16 protein-coding genes are annotated in these 16,069 nt (G+C 71.1%); 9 read left to right on the top strand and 7 right to left on the bottom strand.

All coding sequences use genetic code 11. The features are described from left to right. The first annotated feature begins 104 nt into the window (after positions 1-104). The 5 genes from acs (at position 105) to KI385_RS24855 (ending at position 5,651) form a co-directional block, all read left to right on the top strand. Entirely contained in the window at positions 105-2,090 is a 1,986-nt protein-coding gene (acs, locus tag KI385_RS24875; RefSeq protein WP_238574339.1) for an acetate--CoA ligase, read from the top strand. 343 nt (positions 2,091-2,433) lie between these two features. Beyond that, positions 2,434-3,828: a Na+/H+ antiporter NhaA gene (gene nhaA / locus KI385_RS24870; protein WP_238574338.1), complete on the top strand. Its 1,395-nt coding sequence runs from the start codon at positions 2,434-2,436 to the stop codon at positions 3,826-3,828. Between the two features lie 44 nt (positions 3,829-3,872). Further along, complete coding sequence (locus tag KI385_RS24865; protein WP_238574337.1) at positions 3,873-4,331, top strand: phage holin family protein; 459 nt, start codon at positions 3,873-3,875, stop codon at positions 4,329-4,331. Further along, positions 4,328-5,266: an alpha/beta fold hydrolase gene (locus KI385_RS24860; RefSeq protein WP_238574336.1), complete on the top strand. Its 939-nt coding sequence runs from the start codon at positions 4,328-4,330 to the stop codon at positions 5,264-5,266. The genes KI385_RS24865 and KI385_RS24860 overlap by 4 nt, the downstream gene beginning before the upstream one ends. A 187-nt stretch (positions 5,267-5,453) precedes the next feature. Next, the gene (locus KI385_RS24855) at positions 5,454-5,651 is read left to right on the top strand and encodes a hypothetical protein (protein ID WP_128506744.1); all 198 of its coding nucleotides are present in this window, start codon (positions 5,454-5,456) and stop codon (positions 5,649-5,651) included. 64 nt (positions 5,652-5,715) lie between these two features. Here the strand turns inward: KI385_RS24855 and KI385_RS24850 are convergent, their stop codons facing one another. From KI385_RS24850 to nth, 3 genes are read right to left on the bottom strand one after another with little or no spacing between them, the layout of a single operon-like run. Further along, positions 5,716-6,915 (bottom strand): MarP family serine protease, encoded by a 1,200-nt coding sequence (locus KI385_RS24850; RefSeq protein ID WP_238574335.1) that lies wholly within the window; start codon positions 6,913-6,915, stop codon positions 5,716-5,718. A gap of 13 nt (positions 6,916-6,928) precedes the next feature. Further along, entirely contained in the window at positions 6,929-7,669 is a 741-nt protein-coding gene (locus KI385_RS24845; protein ID WP_238574334.1) for an NUDIX hydrolase, read from the bottom strand. Between the two features lie 59 nt (positions 7,670-7,728). Beyond that, a complete protein-coding gene (gene nth / locus KI385_RS24840) occupies positions 7,729-8,865 on the bottom strand; it encodes an endonuclease III (protein WP_342593470.1) in 1,137 nt (378 codons plus the stop codon). A 317-nt stretch (positions 8,866-9,182) separates the two neighbouring features. Here nth and KI385_RS24835 point away from each other — a divergent pair, with 317 nt between their 5' ends. Then, complete coding sequence (locus KI385_RS24835) at positions 9,183-9,857, top strand: Crp/Fnr family transcriptional regulator (protein ID WP_006604164.1); 675 nt, start codon at positions 9,183-9,185, stop codon at positions 9,855-9,857. A 95-nt stretch (positions 9,858-9,952) separates the two neighbouring features. Beyond that, positions 9,953-10,762 carry a nucleotidyltransferase domain-containing protein gene (locus KI385_RS24830; RefSeq protein WP_238574332.1) on the top strand — a complete coding sequence of 270 codons (810 nt, stop codon included), beginning with the start codon at positions 9,953-9,955 and terminating at the stop codon, positions 10,760-10,762. A gap of 74 nt (positions 10,763-10,836) precedes the next feature. On the opposite strand, the gene KI385_RS24825 is transcribed toward KI385_RS24830, so the two are convergent. From KI385_RS24825 to sp36, 4 genes are all read right to left on the bottom strand, one after another. After that, positions 10,837-11,667, bottom strand: coding sequence for an MBL fold metallo-hydrolase (locus tag KI385_RS24825; protein ID WP_238574331.1), 831 nt, complete (start codon positions 11,665-11,667; stop codon positions 10,837-10,839). After that, positions 11,664-12,608, bottom strand: a complete 945-nt coding sequence (locus tag KI385_RS24820; RefSeq protein WP_238574330.1) for an NUDIX hydrolase — start codon at positions 12,606-12,608, stop codon at positions 11,664-11,666. Before KI385_RS24820 ends, KI385_RS24825 begins: the two co-directional genes overlap by 4 nt. Before the next feature lie 167 nt (positions 12,609-12,775). Further along, entirely contained in the window at positions 12,776-13,240 is a 465-nt protein-coding gene (locus KI385_RS24815; protein ID WP_238574329.1) for a RidA family protein, read from the bottom strand. After that, the gene (gene sp36 / locus KI385_RS24810; protein ID WP_003981536.1) at positions 13,237-13,398 is read right to left on the bottom strand and encodes a Sp36 family protein; all 162 of its coding nucleotides are present in this window, start codon (positions 13,396-13,398) and stop codon (positions 13,237-13,239) included. The genes KI385_RS24815 and sp36 overlap by 4 nt, the downstream gene beginning before the upstream one ends. A gap of 208 nt (positions 13,399-13,606) precedes the next feature. Between sp36 and bagA the strand changes: the two genes are divergently transcribed. Both bagA and bagB read left to right on the top strand, forming a co-directional pair. Next, positions 13,607-14,668, top strand: coding sequence for an ATPase BagA (gene bagA, locus KI385_RS24805; protein ID WP_238574328.1), 1,062 nt, complete (start codon positions 13,607-13,609; stop codon positions 14,666-14,668). Further along, a complete protein-coding gene (gene bagB / locus KI385_RS24800) occupies positions 14,665-16,053 on the top strand; it encodes an ATPase BagB (RefSeq protein ID WP_238574327.1) in 1,389 nt (462 codons plus the stop codon). The genes bagA and bagB overlap by 4 nt, the downstream gene beginning before the upstream one ends. Positions 16,054-16,069: the final 16 nt, after the last annotated feature.

Here is a 16,069-nt window from a genome sequence, read left to right as displayed (position 1 = left end):
GATAGGTCTACACCAATTTTTATCCACAGCCCTTGTCAGGGTCGGGCATGGGCTGATGAGCTATGGCCTGGGACACATCGAACGCCCTGGGAATGGGAGATGTTGTGAGCAACGAAAGCCTGGCCAACCTGCTCAAGGAGGAGCGGCGGTTCCCGCCGCCCGCCGATCTGGCCGCGCACGCCAACGTCACGGCTGCCGCGTACGAACAGGCCGCGGGGGACCGGCTGGGCTTCTGGGCGGAGCAGGCCGCACGTCTGTCCTGGGAGACCGCGCCCACCCAGACCCTCGACTGGTCCAACGCGCCCTTCGCGAAGTGGTTCGCCGACGGCAAGCTCAACGTCGCCTACAACTGCGTGGACCGCCATGTGGAGAACGGCCTGGGCGACCGGGTCGCCATCCACTTCGAGGGCGAGCCGGGCGACACCCGCGCGATCACCTACGCGGAGCTGCAGCGCGAGGTCTCCAAGGCCGCCCATGCACTGATCGAGCTGGGTGTGCGGGCCGGCGACCGGGTCGCCATCTACATGCCGATGATCCCGGAGACGGTCATCGCCATGCTGGCCTGCGCGCGCCTGGGCGCCCCGCACTCCGTCGTCTTCGGCGGCTTCTCCGCCGACGCGCTGGCGACCCGCATCAACGACGCCGACGCCCGCGTCGTGATCACCGCCGACGGCGGCTACCGCCGCGGCAAGGCGTCCGCCCTCAAGCCCGCCGTCGACGACGCGCTGACCAGGCCCGGCACGGAGAACGTCCGCAGCGTGCTGGTCGTCCGCCGCACCGGCCAGGAGGACATCGCCTGGCAGGACGGCCGGGATGTGTGGTGGCACGAGATCGTCGAGCGGCAGAGCGACCAGCACACGCCCGAGGCCTTCGACGCCGAGCACCCGCTGTTCATCCTCTACACCTCCGGGACGACGGGTAAGCCCAAGGGCATCCTGCACACCACCGGCGGCTACCTCACCCAGGTGTCGTACACCCACCACGCGGTCTTCGACCTCAAGCCGGAGACCGACGTCTACTGGTGCACCGCCGACGTCGGCTGGGTGACCGGCCACTCGTACATCACCTACGGCCCGCTCTCCAACGGGGCGACCCAGGTCCTCTACGAGGGCACGCCCGACACCCCGCACCAGGGCCGCTGGTGGGAGATCGTGCAGAAGTACGGCGTGACGATCCTCTACACCGCGCCGACCGCGATCCGCGCCTGCATGAAGTGGGGCGACGACATCCCGGCGAAGTTCGATCTGTCGTCGCTGCGCGTCCTCGGGTCGGTGGGCGAGCCGATCAACCCCGAGGCATGGATGTGGTACCGCAAGCACATCGGGGCCGACGCGACGCCGATCGTCGACACCTGGTGGCAGACCGAGACCGGCGCCATGATGCTCAGCCCGCTGCCGGGCGTCACGGAGACCAAGCCCGGCTCGGCGCAGCGCGCACTGCCCGGCATCTCCGCCACCGTGGTGAACGACGAGGCGAACGAGGTCCCGAACGGCGGCGGCGGATACCTCGTCCTCACCGAGCCCTGGCCGTCCATGCTCCGCACGATCTGGGGCGACGACCAGCGCTACCTCGACACATACTGGTCGCGCTTCGAAGGCAAGTACTTCGCCGGCGACGGCGCCAAGAAGGACGACGACGGCGACATCTGGCTCCTGGGCCGGGTGGACGACGTCATGCTGGTGTCCGGCCACAACATCTCCACCACCGAGGTCGAGTCGGCGCTGGTCTCGCATCCGAAGGTGGCCGAGGCTGCGGTCGTCGGCGCCGCGGACCCGCAGACCACCCAGGCCATCTGCGCCTTCGTCATCCTGCGCGGCGGCGCGGCCGCCGAGACATCGGACGCCGACGCGGGCTCCGGCCTGGTCGAGGAGCTGCGCGCGCATGTCTCCCAGCAGCTCGGCCCGATCGCCAAGCCCAAGCGGATCCTGCCGGTCGCGGAGCTGCCCAAGACCCGCTCCGGCAAGATCATGCGGCGGCTGCTGCGCGATGTCGCCGAGAACCGCGATCTCGGTGATGTCACCACGCTCACCGACTCCTCGGTCATGGACCTGATCCAGGCGAAGCTGCCGAGCGCGGCCAGCGAGGACTGAGCGGGACTCTCCGCGGAGGGGGCACCCGGCCACTGCGGCCGGGTGCCCCCTCCTCGCGTCCCGGCGGCTCGCCCCTGGCTGTGCCCCTCCAGCAGCCCGACGCCCGGTTTGCCCGTAAAGTGAGGCCACCGGATAGCCCCTGCCGCCCGCCGGGTAAAGTAGGAGCCGCGTCAATGACACGCTAAGAAACTCTGGGTGCGCCGGGAAGTCTGGTCGGCAACTGCAACAGCCGTACACAGCTGCCGAAGGCCGGAGGTCACCCCGTGAGCGCGCGAAGCAAGCGAACGATCAAGAGGTGCGCGCTGCGCGAAAGCCGGCCCGCCGAGCGCGGCGAGGCCGGCGCATGAGCGCCCCCAACAGCCGCCGTTCCATATTTCTCGGACGGATGTCCCTGCCCGAGCGGAACTTCATCGCGGATGCGCTCCGCGCCGAGACCGTGGGCGGCATTCTCCTCCTCGCCGCCGCCGTCGCGGCCCTGATCTGGGCAAACACCCTCGGCGCGAGCTACGAATCAGTCAGCGGCTTCCATTTCGGCCCGGCCTCGTTGGGCCTGGACCTGTCCCTGGAACACTGGGCCGGCAACGGCCTGCTCGCGGTCTTCTTCTTCGTCGCCGGCATCGAGCTCAAGCGCGAACTGGTCGCCGGCGAGCTGCGCGACCCCCGGGCCGCCGCACTCCCCGTGATCGCCGCGGTCTGCGGAATGGCGATGCCGGCGGCCGTCTACTTCACCGTCAACAGCATCGGCGGCGGCTCACTGCAGGGCTGGGCGGTCCCCACCGCCACCGACATCGCCTTCGCGCTCGCCGTACTCGCCGTCATCGGTACATCCCTGCCCGCCGCGCTGCGCGCCTTCCTGCTCACGCTCGCCGTCGTCGACGACCTCTTCGCGATCCTGATCATCGCGATCTTCTTCACCTCGAAGATCAACTTCCTGGCGCTCGGTCTCGCCGTCATCGGCCTGGCGATCTTCTATCTGCTGCTGCGCAAGGGCGTCCGGGGCTGGTACGTCTACGTCCCGCTCGCCCTGGTCATCTGGGCCCTGATGGAGAACAGCGGGGTACACGCCACCATCGCCGGCGTCGCCATGGGCCTGATGCTGCGCTGCACCCGCCGCGACGGCGAGACCCGGTCCCCCGGCGAGCACATCGAGCACCTGGTCCGGCCGCTCTCGGCGGGTCTCGCCGTACCGCTGTTCGCCCTCTTCTCCGCCGGTGTGTCCATCTCCGGCGGCGCGGTCCATGACGTCTTCACCCGGCCGGAGACGCTCGGCGTCGTGCTCGGCCTGATAGTCGGCAAGGCGCTGGGCATCTTCGGCGGTACGTGGTTCACCGCCCGCTTCACCAAGGCCGAACTCAACCCCGACCTCAAGTGGCCGGACGTCTTCGCCGTCGCCTCCCTGGCCGGTATCGGCTTCACCGTCTCTCTGCTCATCGGCGAACTCGCCTTCGCCAAGGACCTCGCGCTGGCCGACGAGATCAAGGCATCGGTACTGATCGGCTCGCTGCTCGCGGCCGTCTTCGCGGGCATCCTCCTCAAGATCCGTAACGCCAAGTACCGGAAGCTGTGCGAGGAAGAGGAGCGGGACGAGGACCGGGACGGCATCCCCGACATCTACGAACTCGACAAGCCGGAGTACCACCTGCGGATGGCGGCGATCCACGAAGCCAAGGCCGCGGAACACCGGCGGCTTGCCGAAGTGGCCTCCAGCTCGCACGCCGGAGACGATGGTCCGGCATGATCTGAGAGGCTTTGCATCCGGGTGACGAGATGAGGGAGACGGCGATGAGCGCAGCCGACGACGGCGCGGACCGCAGCCTCGGGCAGCTGGTGGCCTCGGCCACCGCCGAGATGTCCGCACTGGTGCACGACGAGATCGCGCTGGCCAAGGCGGAGCTGCGGCAGGACGCCAAGCGGGCGGGCATCGGCAGCGCCGCGTTCATGGTGGCCGGGGCGCTGGCGCTGTTCGCGCTGCCGGTGCTGAGCTTCGCGGCGGCGTACGGCATCCACAACCTCGGCCTCGGGCTGGCCTGGTCCTTCCTGATCGTGGGCGGCGCCTTCCTGGTCCTCGCCGGGCTGCTGGCCCTCCTCGCGATGGCCAAGATCAAGAAGATCAAGAAGCCGGAGAAGTCCATGATCTCCGCCAGGGAGACCGCGGCCGTGCTGCAGAATGCCAAGCCGCACCCGCGCCTGGCGCCTGCGGAACACCCGGTGCTGGAGTCTGTGACACGCTCGTCGGTATGACAGCCCCTGACAGCACCGCCTCGGTCGTACGGCTCGACATCCCTTGCGGGAAAGAGGTGTCGCACCGCGATGTCGCGGCCAATGGCGCGCGCTTCCACATCGCCGAGATGGGCGACGGCCCGCTGGTGCTGCTGCTGCACGGCTTCCCACAGTTCTGGTGGACCTGGCGGCACCAGCTCCCGGCCCTCGCCGAGGCGGGCTTTCGCGCGGTGGCGATGGACCTGCGGGGCGTCGGCGGCAGCGACCGCACCCCGCGCGGCTACGACCCGGCGAACCTCGCTCTGGACATCACCGGCGTCATCCGGTCCCTGGGCGAGCCGGACGCCGCGCTCGTCGGGCACGACCTCGGGGGCTATCTCGCCTGGACGGCCGCGGTGATGCGGCCCAAGCTGGTGCGCCGGCTCGCGGTGGCCTCGATGCCGCACCCACGGCGCTGGCGCTCGGCGATGCTCGCCGACGTCCGGCAGAGCGCCCAGAGTTCGCACATCTGGAACTTCCAGCGGCCCTGGCTGCCGGAGCGCCGGCTGGTGGCGGACGACGCGGCGCTGGTGGGCCGGATGATCCGCGACTGGTCCGGGCCCCGGCTGCCGGAGGACGACGCGATCGCCGTCTACCAGCGGGCGATGAGCATCCCCTCGACGGCGCACTGCTCGATCGAGCCGTACCGCTGGATGGTGCGGTCGATGGCCCGCCCCGACGGTATCCAGTTCAACCGCCGGATGAAGCTGCCCGTACGGGTCCCGACGCTGCATCTGCACGGTTCGCTGGACCCGGTGATGCGCACCCGCAGCGCGGCCGGCTCCGGCGAGTACGTCGAAGCCCCCTACCGCTGGCGGCTGTTCGACGGGCTGGGGCACTTCCCGCACGAGGAGGACCCGGTGGCGTTCTCGACAGAGCTGATCAACTGGCTGAAGGACCCGGAACCGGACCGGTAACAGGCCGTGCGCCCCCGCTTGTTCGGGACGTCGCGCACCGCTCAGCGGGCGGCGCGAACCGCTCGGCGGGACGGGTTCGCGTTCAGTTCGAACGTTCGTATGGCGAACGGCCACTTGCCCGGCGCATAGGCCAATTGGCGGTCCACGAGGCGGTTACGGACCTTGGGGCACGGGCAGAGTCGAGGGTATGGGCTGGACGCACGACTACCGTGACGTGGCACGCAACCGCCGCAGCAGTGCCGCTGCAGTGGGCACTCAGGACAGGGGCACTCCGGACCTCGGGCCCGGCGATTCCCCCGATCCGGGGCACCCTATGGGCATTCCGCGCATCCTGCGCCGCAGAGCGCGCTGGATGAGCGCGCGCCTGCGCCATCCCCGCACCTGAGCCGCGGCACCGCCGGCAGGGCGCGGGAAGCCCTTCTCCCCGCGCCTGACGCGCCCCGGAATGCTCAGATCGCGCAGCCCTGGCTGTTGACCCGCTGCTGGGCCGTACGCCCCGTGAGGACGTCCTGACGGACCTCGTCGGCGGTCAGCGCGTAGCCGGTGCGCGAGTCGTCCAGCGACTTCGCGAAGACGACGCCGTAGACCTCACCCTTCGGGGTGAGCAGCGGGCCACCGGAGTTGCCCTGCCGGACCGTGGCGTAGAGCGAGTAGACATCGCGGCCGACCGTGCCGCGGTGGTAGATGTCCGGGCCGTTGGCCTGGATACGGCCGCGGATACGGGCGGCGCGGACGTCATAGCCACCGTTCTCCGGGAAGCCGGCGACGATGGCGTCCTTGCCACTGCTCGCGTCCGAGTCGGCGAACCGCAGTGCCGGGGCGTCCAGCGAGGGCACATCCAGGACGGCGATATCGCGCTGCCAGTCGTAGAGCACGACCTTGGCGTCGTACGTACGGCCCTCGCCGCCCACCTGGACGGTCGGCTCGTTCACGCCGCCGACGACATGGGCATTGGTCATCACGCGGTGCCGCCCGAAGACGAAGCCGCTGCCTTCGAGGACCTTGCCGCAGCTGGGGGCCGTGCCGACGACCTTGACGATGCTGCGCCTGGCGTGCGCCGCCACCGGGCTGCTGGCCAACTGGGGGTCGGGCGCCGGCACATTGTTGATCGGTTCGTTGGAGAACGGCGTGAAGACCTGCGGGAAGCCGTTCTGCGCGAGCACCGAGGAGAAGTCCGCGAACCAGGTGCTGGCCTGCGGGGGCATCACCCGGGACACCCCGAGCAGCACCTTGGAGTTACGGACCTCCTTGCCGAGCGTCGGCAGGGACGTACCGGCCAGCGCGGAGCCGATCAGCCATGCGACCAGCAGCATCGCCAGGACGTTGACCAGCGCGCCACCGGTCGCGTCCAGCGCTCTCGCCGGTGACCAGGTGATGTGGCGGCGCAGTTTGTTGCCCAGATGGGTGGTGAGCGCCTGGCCCACCGATGCGCACACGATCACGATGGCGACCGCCGCGATGGCCGCGAAGGTGTTGGGCGTCGCATCACCGGTGATCTCGTTCCAGATCACGGGCAGCACATAGACCGCGATCAGGCCGCCTCCGAGGAAGCCGATCACGGACAGGATGCCGACGACAAAACCTTGCCGATAGCCGACGATCGCGAACCACACGGCCGCGACCAGCAGCAGGATGTCCAGGACGTTCACGCCGGACACCGTCTCACGAGCGCCAGTCGAGCGGGACCTGCTTGTCACGGTCCCACGGAATCTCCCACCCCGAGTAGTGCAGGATCCGGTCGATCACACCGGCCGTAAAGCCCCAGACCAGGGCGTTCTCGACGAGAAATGCCGGCCCGATGTGGCCACTGGGATGGCGCGTTGTCACACGATGGGCGGGGTCCGTGAGATCCGCCACGGGAACCGTGAACACCCGGGCGGTCTCCGCCTGGTCGACCGCGCCGACCGGGGTCGGCCGGCGCCACCACCCCAGGACGGGCGTCACCACGAAGCCGCTGACGGGGATGTAGAGCCGCGGCAGCACGCCGAAGACCTGCACACCGGACGGGTCGAGGCCGGTCTCCTCCTGGGCCTCACGCAGCGCCGCCCGCACCGGGCCGGGCCCGTCGGGGTCGCCGTCCTCCGGATCGAGGGCGCCACCGGGGAAGGAGGGCTGACCGGCATGCGAGCGCAGGGTGCCGGCCCGCTCCATCAGGAGCAGCTCGGGGCCGCGGGGGCCGTGGCCGAAGAGGATCAGCACCGCGGACTGCCGGCCACCGCTCTCCGGCGGCAGAAAGCGGCTGAGCTGGCGCGGCTCGATCGTGCCGGCCGCGCGGGCCACCGGGGCCAGCCACTCGGGCAGACCGTCGGCGGTGACCCTGACCTCCCGGCCGGATGCCGCGCCGGTCGCCGCCCCGTGGACGCCCGCCTCCTCGCCGTACTGCTGCTCCCGTGCACTCCTCATACGCGCCTCTCAGGTCTGGCTTCGGTCGTCGGTCCCCCGAGGGGGTGTCGCGGCTGCCGTCATGAAGCGCCCACCGGGGGCGCCATCGGAGGCGCGGGCTGCCCCGGATAGTCGGCCGGTGGCTTCAGCCGCTGCCCCGGCTGGCCGCCCAGCTCGTACTTGAGCAGCTTCTTCGCCTTCTCCGGGTCCGTCTCGCCCTCGCCGTACGCGGGACACAGCGGGGCGATGGCGCAGGCGCCGCAGGCGGGCTTGCGGGAGTGGCAGACGCGGCGGCCGTGGAAGACGACACGGTGCGAGAGCATCGTCCACTCGCTCTCGGGGAAGATCGCGGCGACATCCGCCTCGACCTTCTCGGCGTCCTCAGCGGTGGTCCAGCCGAAGCGGCGGGCCAGGCGGCCGAAGTGGGTGTCGACGGTGATGCCGGGGACGCCGAAGGCGTTGCCCAGCACCACGTTGGCGGTCTTGCGGCCGACCCCGGGGAGCGTCACAAGATCCTCCAGGCGGCCCGGAACCTCGCCGCCGAAGCGGTCGCGCAGCGCGGTCGACAGCCCCAGCAGCGACTTCGTCTTGGCCCGGAAGAAGCCGGTCGGCCGGATCAGCTCCTCCAGCCGCTCCGGGTCCATGGCGGCCATGTCCTCGGGCGTCGGGCAGACCGCGAACAGGCGCGGGGTGGTCTGGTTGACCCTCAGGTCGGTGGTCTGCGCGGACAGCACCGTGGCGACCAGCAGCTCGAAGGGGTTGGTGAAGTCCAGCTCGGGGTGGGCATACGGATACAGCTCGGCCAGCTCGCGGTTGATCTGGTGGGCCCGCCGCACCATGGCGGCCCGCGACTCGCGCTTGAACGCGGGGGCCTTCTTGGCCGGGGCCTTCTTGGCGGGGGCCTTCTTGGCCGCGGCGCTCTTGGTGGCGGTCTTCTTCGCGGCGGTCTTCTTCGCGGCGGTCTTCTTGGCGGCAGCGGTCTTCTTGGCAGCCGTCTTCTTCGCCGCGGCCTTCTTGACGGGGGCCGGCTCAGCGGCCGCGACGGCCTTCTTCGTGACGGTCTTCTTCGCCGCGGCCTTCTTGGTCGCCGTCGGCTTCTCGGGGGTTGCGTTCACGGCGGCCTTCTTCCCTGCCGAGGTCTTGCCTACCGGGCTCGTGTCCCGCGTCGCCGGCCGCGACGCGCCGGATTTCCGGACTGTCGGCTTCCGGTCCGGCATCACCCCGGAGGGCGATTTGTTACTTTTATCCGAATTCAAGGCTTCGCCGGACGGCTGTTCGCCCACAGCGGAATCACGCCCTGCGCTCACTCGTCCGGCCCCCCAGTCCTCTGCTCTCACCGGCGTATTGGACACTCGGCCAGACTAAGGCCACCCACTGACATCCGGCTTGATCACCAGGATTCGTGACCCCAATCGGCCCCCTGCCTTATGGCGCGGGGCACCGGTCCGGCAAACTTGTGATTGATCGCACTGTTTTGCATTCCGGCATGATGGGGACCACAGTCCCCCGGAGCATGTCGACAAGGAGAGATCTCGTGGACGACGTTCTGCGGCGCGCACCGCTCTTCGCGGCGCTCGATGACGAGCAGGCGGCCGAGCTGCGCGCCTCTATGGGAGAGGTCACGCTTGCCCGCGGCGACGCCCTGTTCCACGAAGGGGACCCCGGCGACCGCCTGTACGTGGTCACCGAGGGCAAGGTGAAGCTGCACCGCACCTCACCGGACGGCCGGGAGAACATGCTCGCCGTCCTAGGCCCCGGAGAGCTGATCGGTGAGCTCTCGCTCTTCGACCCGGGCCCGCGCACGGCCACCGCATCCGCGCTCACCGAGGTCAAGCTCCTCGGCCTGGGCCACGGTGACCTTCAGCCCTGGCTCAATGCCCGGCCCGAGGTCGCCACCGCGCTGCTGCGTGCGGTCGCCCGCCGGCTGCGCAAGACCAACGACCAGATGTCCGACCTGGTCTTCTCGGACGTGCCGGGCCGCGTGGCGCGCGCCCTGCTCGACCTGTCGCGTCGCTTCGGCGTGCAGTCCGAAGAAGGCATCCACGTCGTGCACGACCTGACGCAGGAGGAGCTGGCCCAGCTGGTCGGCGCCTCCCGCGAGACGGTCAACAAGGCCCTCGCCGACTTCGCGGGCCGCGGCTGGCTGCGCCTGGAGGCGCGCGCCGTGATCCTGCTGGACGTCGAGCGGCTGGCCAAGCGCTCGCGCTGACGCCGGCTCGTGGACAGCCGCGCAAGGGCCCCGCTCCGGCGGGGCCCTTCGTATTTGGCTCGCGGGACCGCCCGCCCCCTCGCGATAGTTGCGCCATGACCAACGGGACGGGGCTCGACCAGGACGGCTACTTCGTACGGGAAGGGGCCCTGGACCGCGTATCGGCGCGGTTCGCGCCCGTCGTGGCGGAGCTCCGCGCGCGGCTCACCGACCACTTCGGCCCCGACCGCCTGCACAGCGGCTATCTCTACGGCAGCATCCCGCGCGGCACCGCCGTCCCCGGCGTCTCCGACCTCGATGCGCTGCTCGCCCTGCGGGAGGAGCCCACCGACGCCGACCGCGCCGCCGCCCACGCCATCGAGGACGCGCTGGACGCCGCCTTCCCGCAGATCGACGGTGCGGGGATCCTGCTGTGCGGCGTGGACCGCGTGCTGAGCGAGCTGGAGCGCTACGACCTGGCGTGGTTCGTGGCCTGTCTGTGCACCCCGCTCAGCGGCCCGGACCTCGCCGCGCGGCTGCCCCGCTACCGCCCCACCTCGCTCCTCGCCCGCGAGACCAACGGCGACCTCTTCCGCGGCCTGCCCGGTCTGCGCGAGAAGGCCGCGGCGGCCACTACGGAGGCCGAACGCACCCGGCTGACCCGGGGCGTGGCGCGTCGGCTCGTACGGACCGGATTCACGCTGGTCATGCCGCGCTGGGGCGGCTGGACGAGCGATCTCACCGAGTCCGCCGAGGTGTTCGCCCGCTACTACCCGGCGCACGCCGATCAGATGCGCGCCGCGGCGCGCGCCGCCCGGACGCCGGCCGCGTACCCCGCGCTGCTCGACGAGCTGCTCACCGGCCTCGCGCCCTGGCTGGCCGACACGTACCTGGCCGTCCACGGGGCGAAGGCCCCCCGCCCGTAGGGACGCTGACAGAGCCTCTCAACCGCCCTCTGGGAGCTCTACGGCCCCACCCCGGGATCACCCCCCGGACCAGCTCAGATCAGCCCGTGCTCGCCCAGATACTCCAGCTGTGCCCGCACCGACAGCTCGGCGGCCGGCCACAAGGAGCGGTCGACGTCGGCATAGACGCTCGCCACGACCTCGGCGGGGGTGCGATGGCCCGCCTCGACCGCGGTCTCCACCTGGGCGAGCCGGTGGGCACGGTGCGCCAGATAGAACTCCACGGCCCCCTGGGCGTCGTTCAGCACCGGCCCATGGCCCGGCAGGACCGTCGACACACCGTCGTCGACCGTGAGGGAGCGCAGCCGCCGCAGCGAGTCCAGGTAGTCGCCCAGCCGCCCGTCGGGGTGCGCGACCATGGTGGTGCCGCGCCCCAGGATCGTGTCGCCGGTCAGGACCGCGCCGTCGGCCGGGAGGTGGAAGGACAGCGAGTCCGCGGTGTGGCCCGGTGTGGGCACCACGCGCAGTTCCAGGCCTCCGGTGGTGATGACCTCGCCCGCGTCGAGCCCCTCGTCGCCGAGGCGCAGCGCGGGGTCCAGCGCCCGTACGGCCGAACGGGTCAGCTCGGCGAACCGGGCGGCTCCGTCGGAGTGGTCCGGGTGACCGTGGGTCAGCAGGGTCAGCGCGATGCGTTTGCCGGCCCGCTCGGCGGTGTCGATGACGGCTCGGAGGTGGCCCTCGTCGAGCGGCCCCGGGTCGATGACGACCGCGAGGTCGGAGTCCGGCTCGGCGACGATCCAGGTGTTGGTGCCGTCCAGCGTCATCGCCGACGGGTTGGGCGCCAGCACACAGTGGGCGCGCGCGGTGGCCGGCCCGGAGATCACTCCGCCACGGGGCTGGCCGGGAAGGGCGGCTGCTTCGGTCATGTGGGGGTCCCTCCCGAGGGGCCGGGGCTGTCTGAGGGGCCGTCGGGTCCGCCGCCCCCAGGAGCACCGGTCGCAGCGTCGTTCTGCGTGATGTGCTTGGTGAATTCGTCGTGCCCCGGCCAGCTCAGCTCGATCGCGCCGTTCACGAGCCGCGCACGGGCCAGCACCGGCGTCAGGTCCTGGGCCTCCGCGGCGGCCAGCGCGTCCGCGGCGGTGGCGTACGGCTGGAGCCCGCGCAGCGTCGCGATCGTCGGCGGCATCATCAGCAGCTCACCGCGGTCGTAGCCGGCGGCCGCCTCCTCCGGGCGGATCCACACCGTGCGGTCCGCCTCTGTGGACGCGTTGCGGGTGCGCTGGCCCTCGGGCAGCGCGGCGACGAAGAACCAGGTGTCGTAGCGCCGCGGCTCGAACTCCGGGGTGATCCAGCGGGCCCAGGCGCCCAGCAGGTCGGAACGCAGGACCAGGCCGCGGCGGCCCAGGAAGTCGGCGAAGGACAGCTCATGGGCGACCAGCGCCGCGCGGTCCCGCTCCCAGTCCTCACCCGTGGTGTCCGCGACGACCGTGTCGGCCGAGGTGCCCGCGAGCAGCACCCCCGCCTCCTCGAACGTCTCGCGTACCGCCGCGCAGACGATGGTCTGCGCGGTGGCCGGATCGACGCCCATACGGACCGCCCACTGGGCCCGCGAGGGACCGGCCCAGGCCACCGGCCGTTCGTCGCGTGGATCGACGGAGCCGCCCGGATAGGCGTACGCGCCTCCGGCGAAGGCCATGGAGGCGCGTCTGCGCAGCATGTGGACGGCGAGGCCGCCGGAGCCGTCCCGCAGCAGCAGGACGGTCGCGGCCCGCCGGGGCTCGGCAGGGGTCAGCTCGCCGTTCGCGAGTGCCCGGATGCGGTCCGGCCACTCCGGCGGGTACCACTGGCCATTGGTCGTGGACGACATGGCCGGATGCTATGCGCTCGCGCGCGGATGTTCGAGGGCCATTTTCCCGCCGGTTTCCTCGCCGGTTCCTCACCGGTCCTCGTCCTGTTCCTTGCCGGGGGCCCCTGCTGACGAGGGGCCCCTGGCGCGAGGCGCGCGCTCCGGGCGTGCCCGGCCCCGCGCACCGCCTATTCGGCGATCTCGACCTGGATCTCGACCTCGACCGGCGCGTCGAGCGGCAGCACCGCCACGCCCACCGCGGACCGGGCGTGCACGCCCTTGTCGCCGAGGATCTCGCCCAGCAGCTCACTGGCGCCGTTGAGGACGGCCGGCTGGCCGGTGAAGTCCGGCGCGGAGGCCACGAAACCGACGACCTTCACGACGCGCTGGATCTTGTCGAGGTCGCCGATGACGGACTTCACGGCGGCCAGCGCGTTGAGCGCGCAGGTCGCGGCGAGTTCCTTGGCCTGCTCCGCGCTGACCTCGGCGCCGACCTTGCCGGTGGCCGGCAGCGCGCCGTCCACCATGGGCAGCTGGCCGGAGGTGAAGACGTACGAGCCGGAGCGCACCGCGGGCTGGTACGTGGCCAGCGGCGGCACGACGTGCGGCAGCTTCAGGCCGAGCGATGCGATCTTGTCCTCTGTCGCGCTCACGCCTGCTTCTCCCGCTTCAGGTAGGCCACCAACTGCTCGGGGTTGTTCGGGCCCGGCACGACCTGGACCAGCTCCCAGCCGTCCTCGCCCCAGGTGTCCAGAATCTGCTTCGTCGCGTGCACGAGCAGCGGCACGGTCACGTATTCCCACTTGGTCATGGGCCGAGCGTAATGCCTGTCCACGGCCGCGGTGGACGCCGTCCGCCGTGGCCCGCCCGCGCCCGCCCGACGCGGCGTACCGCCAGGCAGCCGGGGAGCCCCTACGGCGCATCCCTGACCGGACCCGGACCCCTCACGGGAGGATCTCCGGGTCATCCCAGGCGTATCCCGTGCGTAGCCGGGACGCGGACTGGTTAGGCTCCTTGGCGTGAGCAGGCTCCATGTCGTCAGCGGCAAGGGCGGCACCGGCAAGACCACGGTCGCCGCTGCCCTCGCCCTCGCCCTGGCCACCGAGGGACGCCGTACCCTCCTGGTCGAGGTCGAGGGCCGGCAGGGCATTGCCCAGCTGTTCGAGACCGAAGCGCTTCCGTACGAGGAACGCAAGATCGCCGTAGGACCCACGTCCGAGGACGCCTCGCGATGGGGGTCCCCCCGGACGGAGTCCGGCGGAGATGCCCCCCGGGGCGGTGGCGGGAGACGGGCGGGCGGCGAGGTCCACGCCCTGGCCATCGATGCCGAACGCGCCCTGCTGGACTACCTCCAGATGTTCTACAAGCTCGGCAGCGCCGGCCGGGCGCTGAAGAAGCTCGGCGCGATCGACTTCGCCACGACCATCGCGCCGGGCCTGCGGGACGTCCTGCTGACCGGCAAGGCGTGCGAGGCGGTCCGCCGCAAGGACAAGAGCGGCAAGTTCGTCTACGACGCGGTCGTCATGGACGCCCCGCCGACCGGCCGCATCACCCGCTTCCTGAACGTCAACGACGAGGTGGCCGGACTCGCGAAGATCGGCCCGATCCACAATCAGGCGCAGGCCGTGATGCGGGTCCTCAAGTCGCCCGAGACCGCGGTGCATCTGGTGACGCTCCTGGAGGAGATGCCGGTCCAGGAGACCGCGGACGGCGTCGCGGAGCTGCGCGCCGCCGGCATCCCCGTGGGCAGCGTCGTCATCAACATGACCCGCCCGGCCCTGCTGGACAACGGCGACCTCGACATCATCGCCGCCCGTGGGGCCCGTACGGGCGTCGCCAAGGCGCTCTCCCAGGCCGGACTGGGCGGTGCCCGCCGCGGCGGCCTGGCGGACCGGCTGATCGACCCCCTGCTGGAGCAGGCGCGCGAACACGCCGAGCGGGTCGAGCTGGAGCGCGCCGAGCACGCCGAGCTGACCGCAATCGGCCTGCCCACCTACGAGTTGGAGCTGCTCCCCGAGGGAGTGGACCTCGCCGGGCTCTACCACCTGGCGAGAGACCTGCGGAAACAGAGGCCCATATGACCTCGGACGACACGACGCTGAACGCCTCGGCCCCGTGGCTCGAGGTCGATGCGCTGATCGACAACCCGCGCACCCGCATCGTGGTGTGCTGCGGTTCGGGCGGCGTCGGCAAGACCACGACCGCCGCGGCGCTGGGTGTACGCGCCGCCGAGCGCGGCCGCAAGGTCGTCGTGCTGACCATCGACCCGGCCAGGCGGCTGGCGCAGTCGATGGGCATCTCCGAGCTCGACAACGTCCCGCGCCAGGTCAAGGGCGTGGACGAGACCGCGGGCGGCGAACTGCACGCGATGATGCTGGACATGAAGCGCACCTTCGACGAGATCGTCGAGGGCCATGCGGACGCCGACCGCGCCCGCGCCATCCTGGAGAACCCCTTCTACCAGTCCCTGTCGGCCGGTTTCGCGGGCACGCAGGAGTACATGGCCATGGAGAAGCTCGGCCAGCTCCGCGCGAGCGACGAGTGGGATCTGATCGTCGTCGACACTCCTCCGAGCCGCTCCGCACTGGACTTCCTGGATGCGCCCAAGCGCCTCGGCTCCTTCCTGGACGGCAAGTTCATCCGGGTGCTGATGGCACCGGCGAAGGTCGGCGGCCGGGCCGGCATGAAGTTCCTCAACGTCGGCATGTCGATGATGACCGGCACCCTCAGCAAGCTCATGGGCGGTCAACTGCTGCGCGATGTGCAGACGTTCGTCGCCGCGATGGACACCATGTTCGGCGGCTTCCGCACCCGCGCGGACGCCACCTACCGCCTGCTGCAGGCGCCCGGCACGGCGTTCCTCGTGGTGGCCGCGCCGGAGCGGGACGCACTGCGTGAGGCGGCGTACTTCGTCGAGCGGCTGGCCGCCGAACAGATGCCGCTGGCCGGCCTCGTACTGAACCGGGTGCACGGCAGCGGCGCCGCGCAACTGAGCGCCGAGCGCGCGCTGGCCGCCGCGGAGACCCTGACGGAGCGGATGGCGGAGGACGCCGACGCCGATCCCGACCGTGCCGAAAATAATCTTGAACCAACCGGCATTGTGGATCTCGACGGCGGGAAGGCTGGATCACGTAACGCCGGCGGCCTCTCCCCCGCTGCCGCGGCGGAGCATGTGGCACCCACTTCGGCCTCGGCGGCTCAACTGGCCGCCGGGCTGCTACGACTGCACGCGGAACGTATGCAGGTCCTCGCACGCGAACGCCGCACCCGGGACCGCTTCACCGCACTGCATCCCGAGGTCCCGGTGACGGAGGTCGCCGCGCTGCCCGGCGATGTCCATGACCTTGCCGGCCTGCGCGCAATCGGCGACCGCCTGGCACTGAACGGCACGGACACCGACGACACGCACAGCGACAACACCGACAGCGCCGACGCACACAGCGACGACACGCACGGCAACGACTGAAGCCGTACGGCCGACC

The sequence above is a fragment of the Streptomyces inhibens genome (genome assembly GCF_022221585.1).
GTDB classification, from domain to species: domain Bacteria; phylum Actinomycetota; class Actinomycetes; order Streptomycetales; family Streptomycetaceae; genus Streptomyces; species Streptomyces inhibens.
The sequence above is the reverse complement of the archived record's forward strand: the minus strand, read 5'-3'. Positions and strand labels throughout refer to the sequence as shown.

What these genes read in the sequence shown, in the direction of transcription:
- nhaA (WP_238574338.1), top strand. Translation starts at nt 2,434, where the DNA reads ATGAGCGCCCCCAACAGCCGCCGTTCCATATTTCTCGGACGGATGTCC.
- KI385_RS24865 (WP_238574337.1), top strand. Translation starts at nt 3,873, where the DNA reads ATGAGCGCAGCCGACGACGGCGCGGACCGCAGCCTCGGGCAGCTGGTG.
- KI385_RS24860 (WP_238574336.1), top strand. Translation starts at nt 4,328, where the DNA reads ATGACAGCCCCTGACAGCACCGCCTCGGTCGTACGGCTCGACATCCCT.
- KI385_RS24855 (WP_128506744.1), top strand. Translation starts at nt 5,454, where the DNA reads ATGGGCTGGACGCACGACTACCGTGACGTGGCACGCAACCGCCGCAGC.
- KI385_RS24845 (WP_238574334.1), bottom strand. Translation starts at nt 7,669, where the DNA reads ATGAGGAGTGCACGGGAGCAGCAGTACGGCGAGGAGGCGGGCGTCCAC.
- nth (WP_342593470.1), bottom strand. Translation starts at nt 8,865, where the DNA reads ATGCCGGACCGGAAGCCGACAGTCCGGAAATCCGGCGCGTCGCGGCCG.
- KI385_RS24830 (WP_238574332.1), top strand. Translation starts at nt 9,953, where the DNA reads ATGACCAACGGGACGGGGCTCGACCAGGACGGCTACTTCGTACGGGAA.
- KI385_RS24825 (WP_238574331.1), bottom strand. Translation starts at nt 11,667, where the DNA reads ATGACCGAAGCAGCCGCCCTTCCCGGCCAGCCCCGTGGCGGAGTGATC.
- KI385_RS24820 (WP_238574330.1), bottom strand. Translation starts at nt 12,608, where the DNA reads ATGTCGTCCACGACCAATGGCCAGTGGTACCCGCCGGAGTGGCCGGAC.
- sp36 (WP_003981536.1), bottom strand. Translation starts at nt 13,398, where the DNA reads ATGACCAAGTGGGAATACGTGACCGTGCCGCTGCTCGTGCACGCGACG.
- bagB (WP_238574327.1), top strand. Translation starts at nt 14,665, where the DNA reads ATGACCTCGGACGACACGACGCTGAACGCCTCGGCCCCGTGGCTCGAG.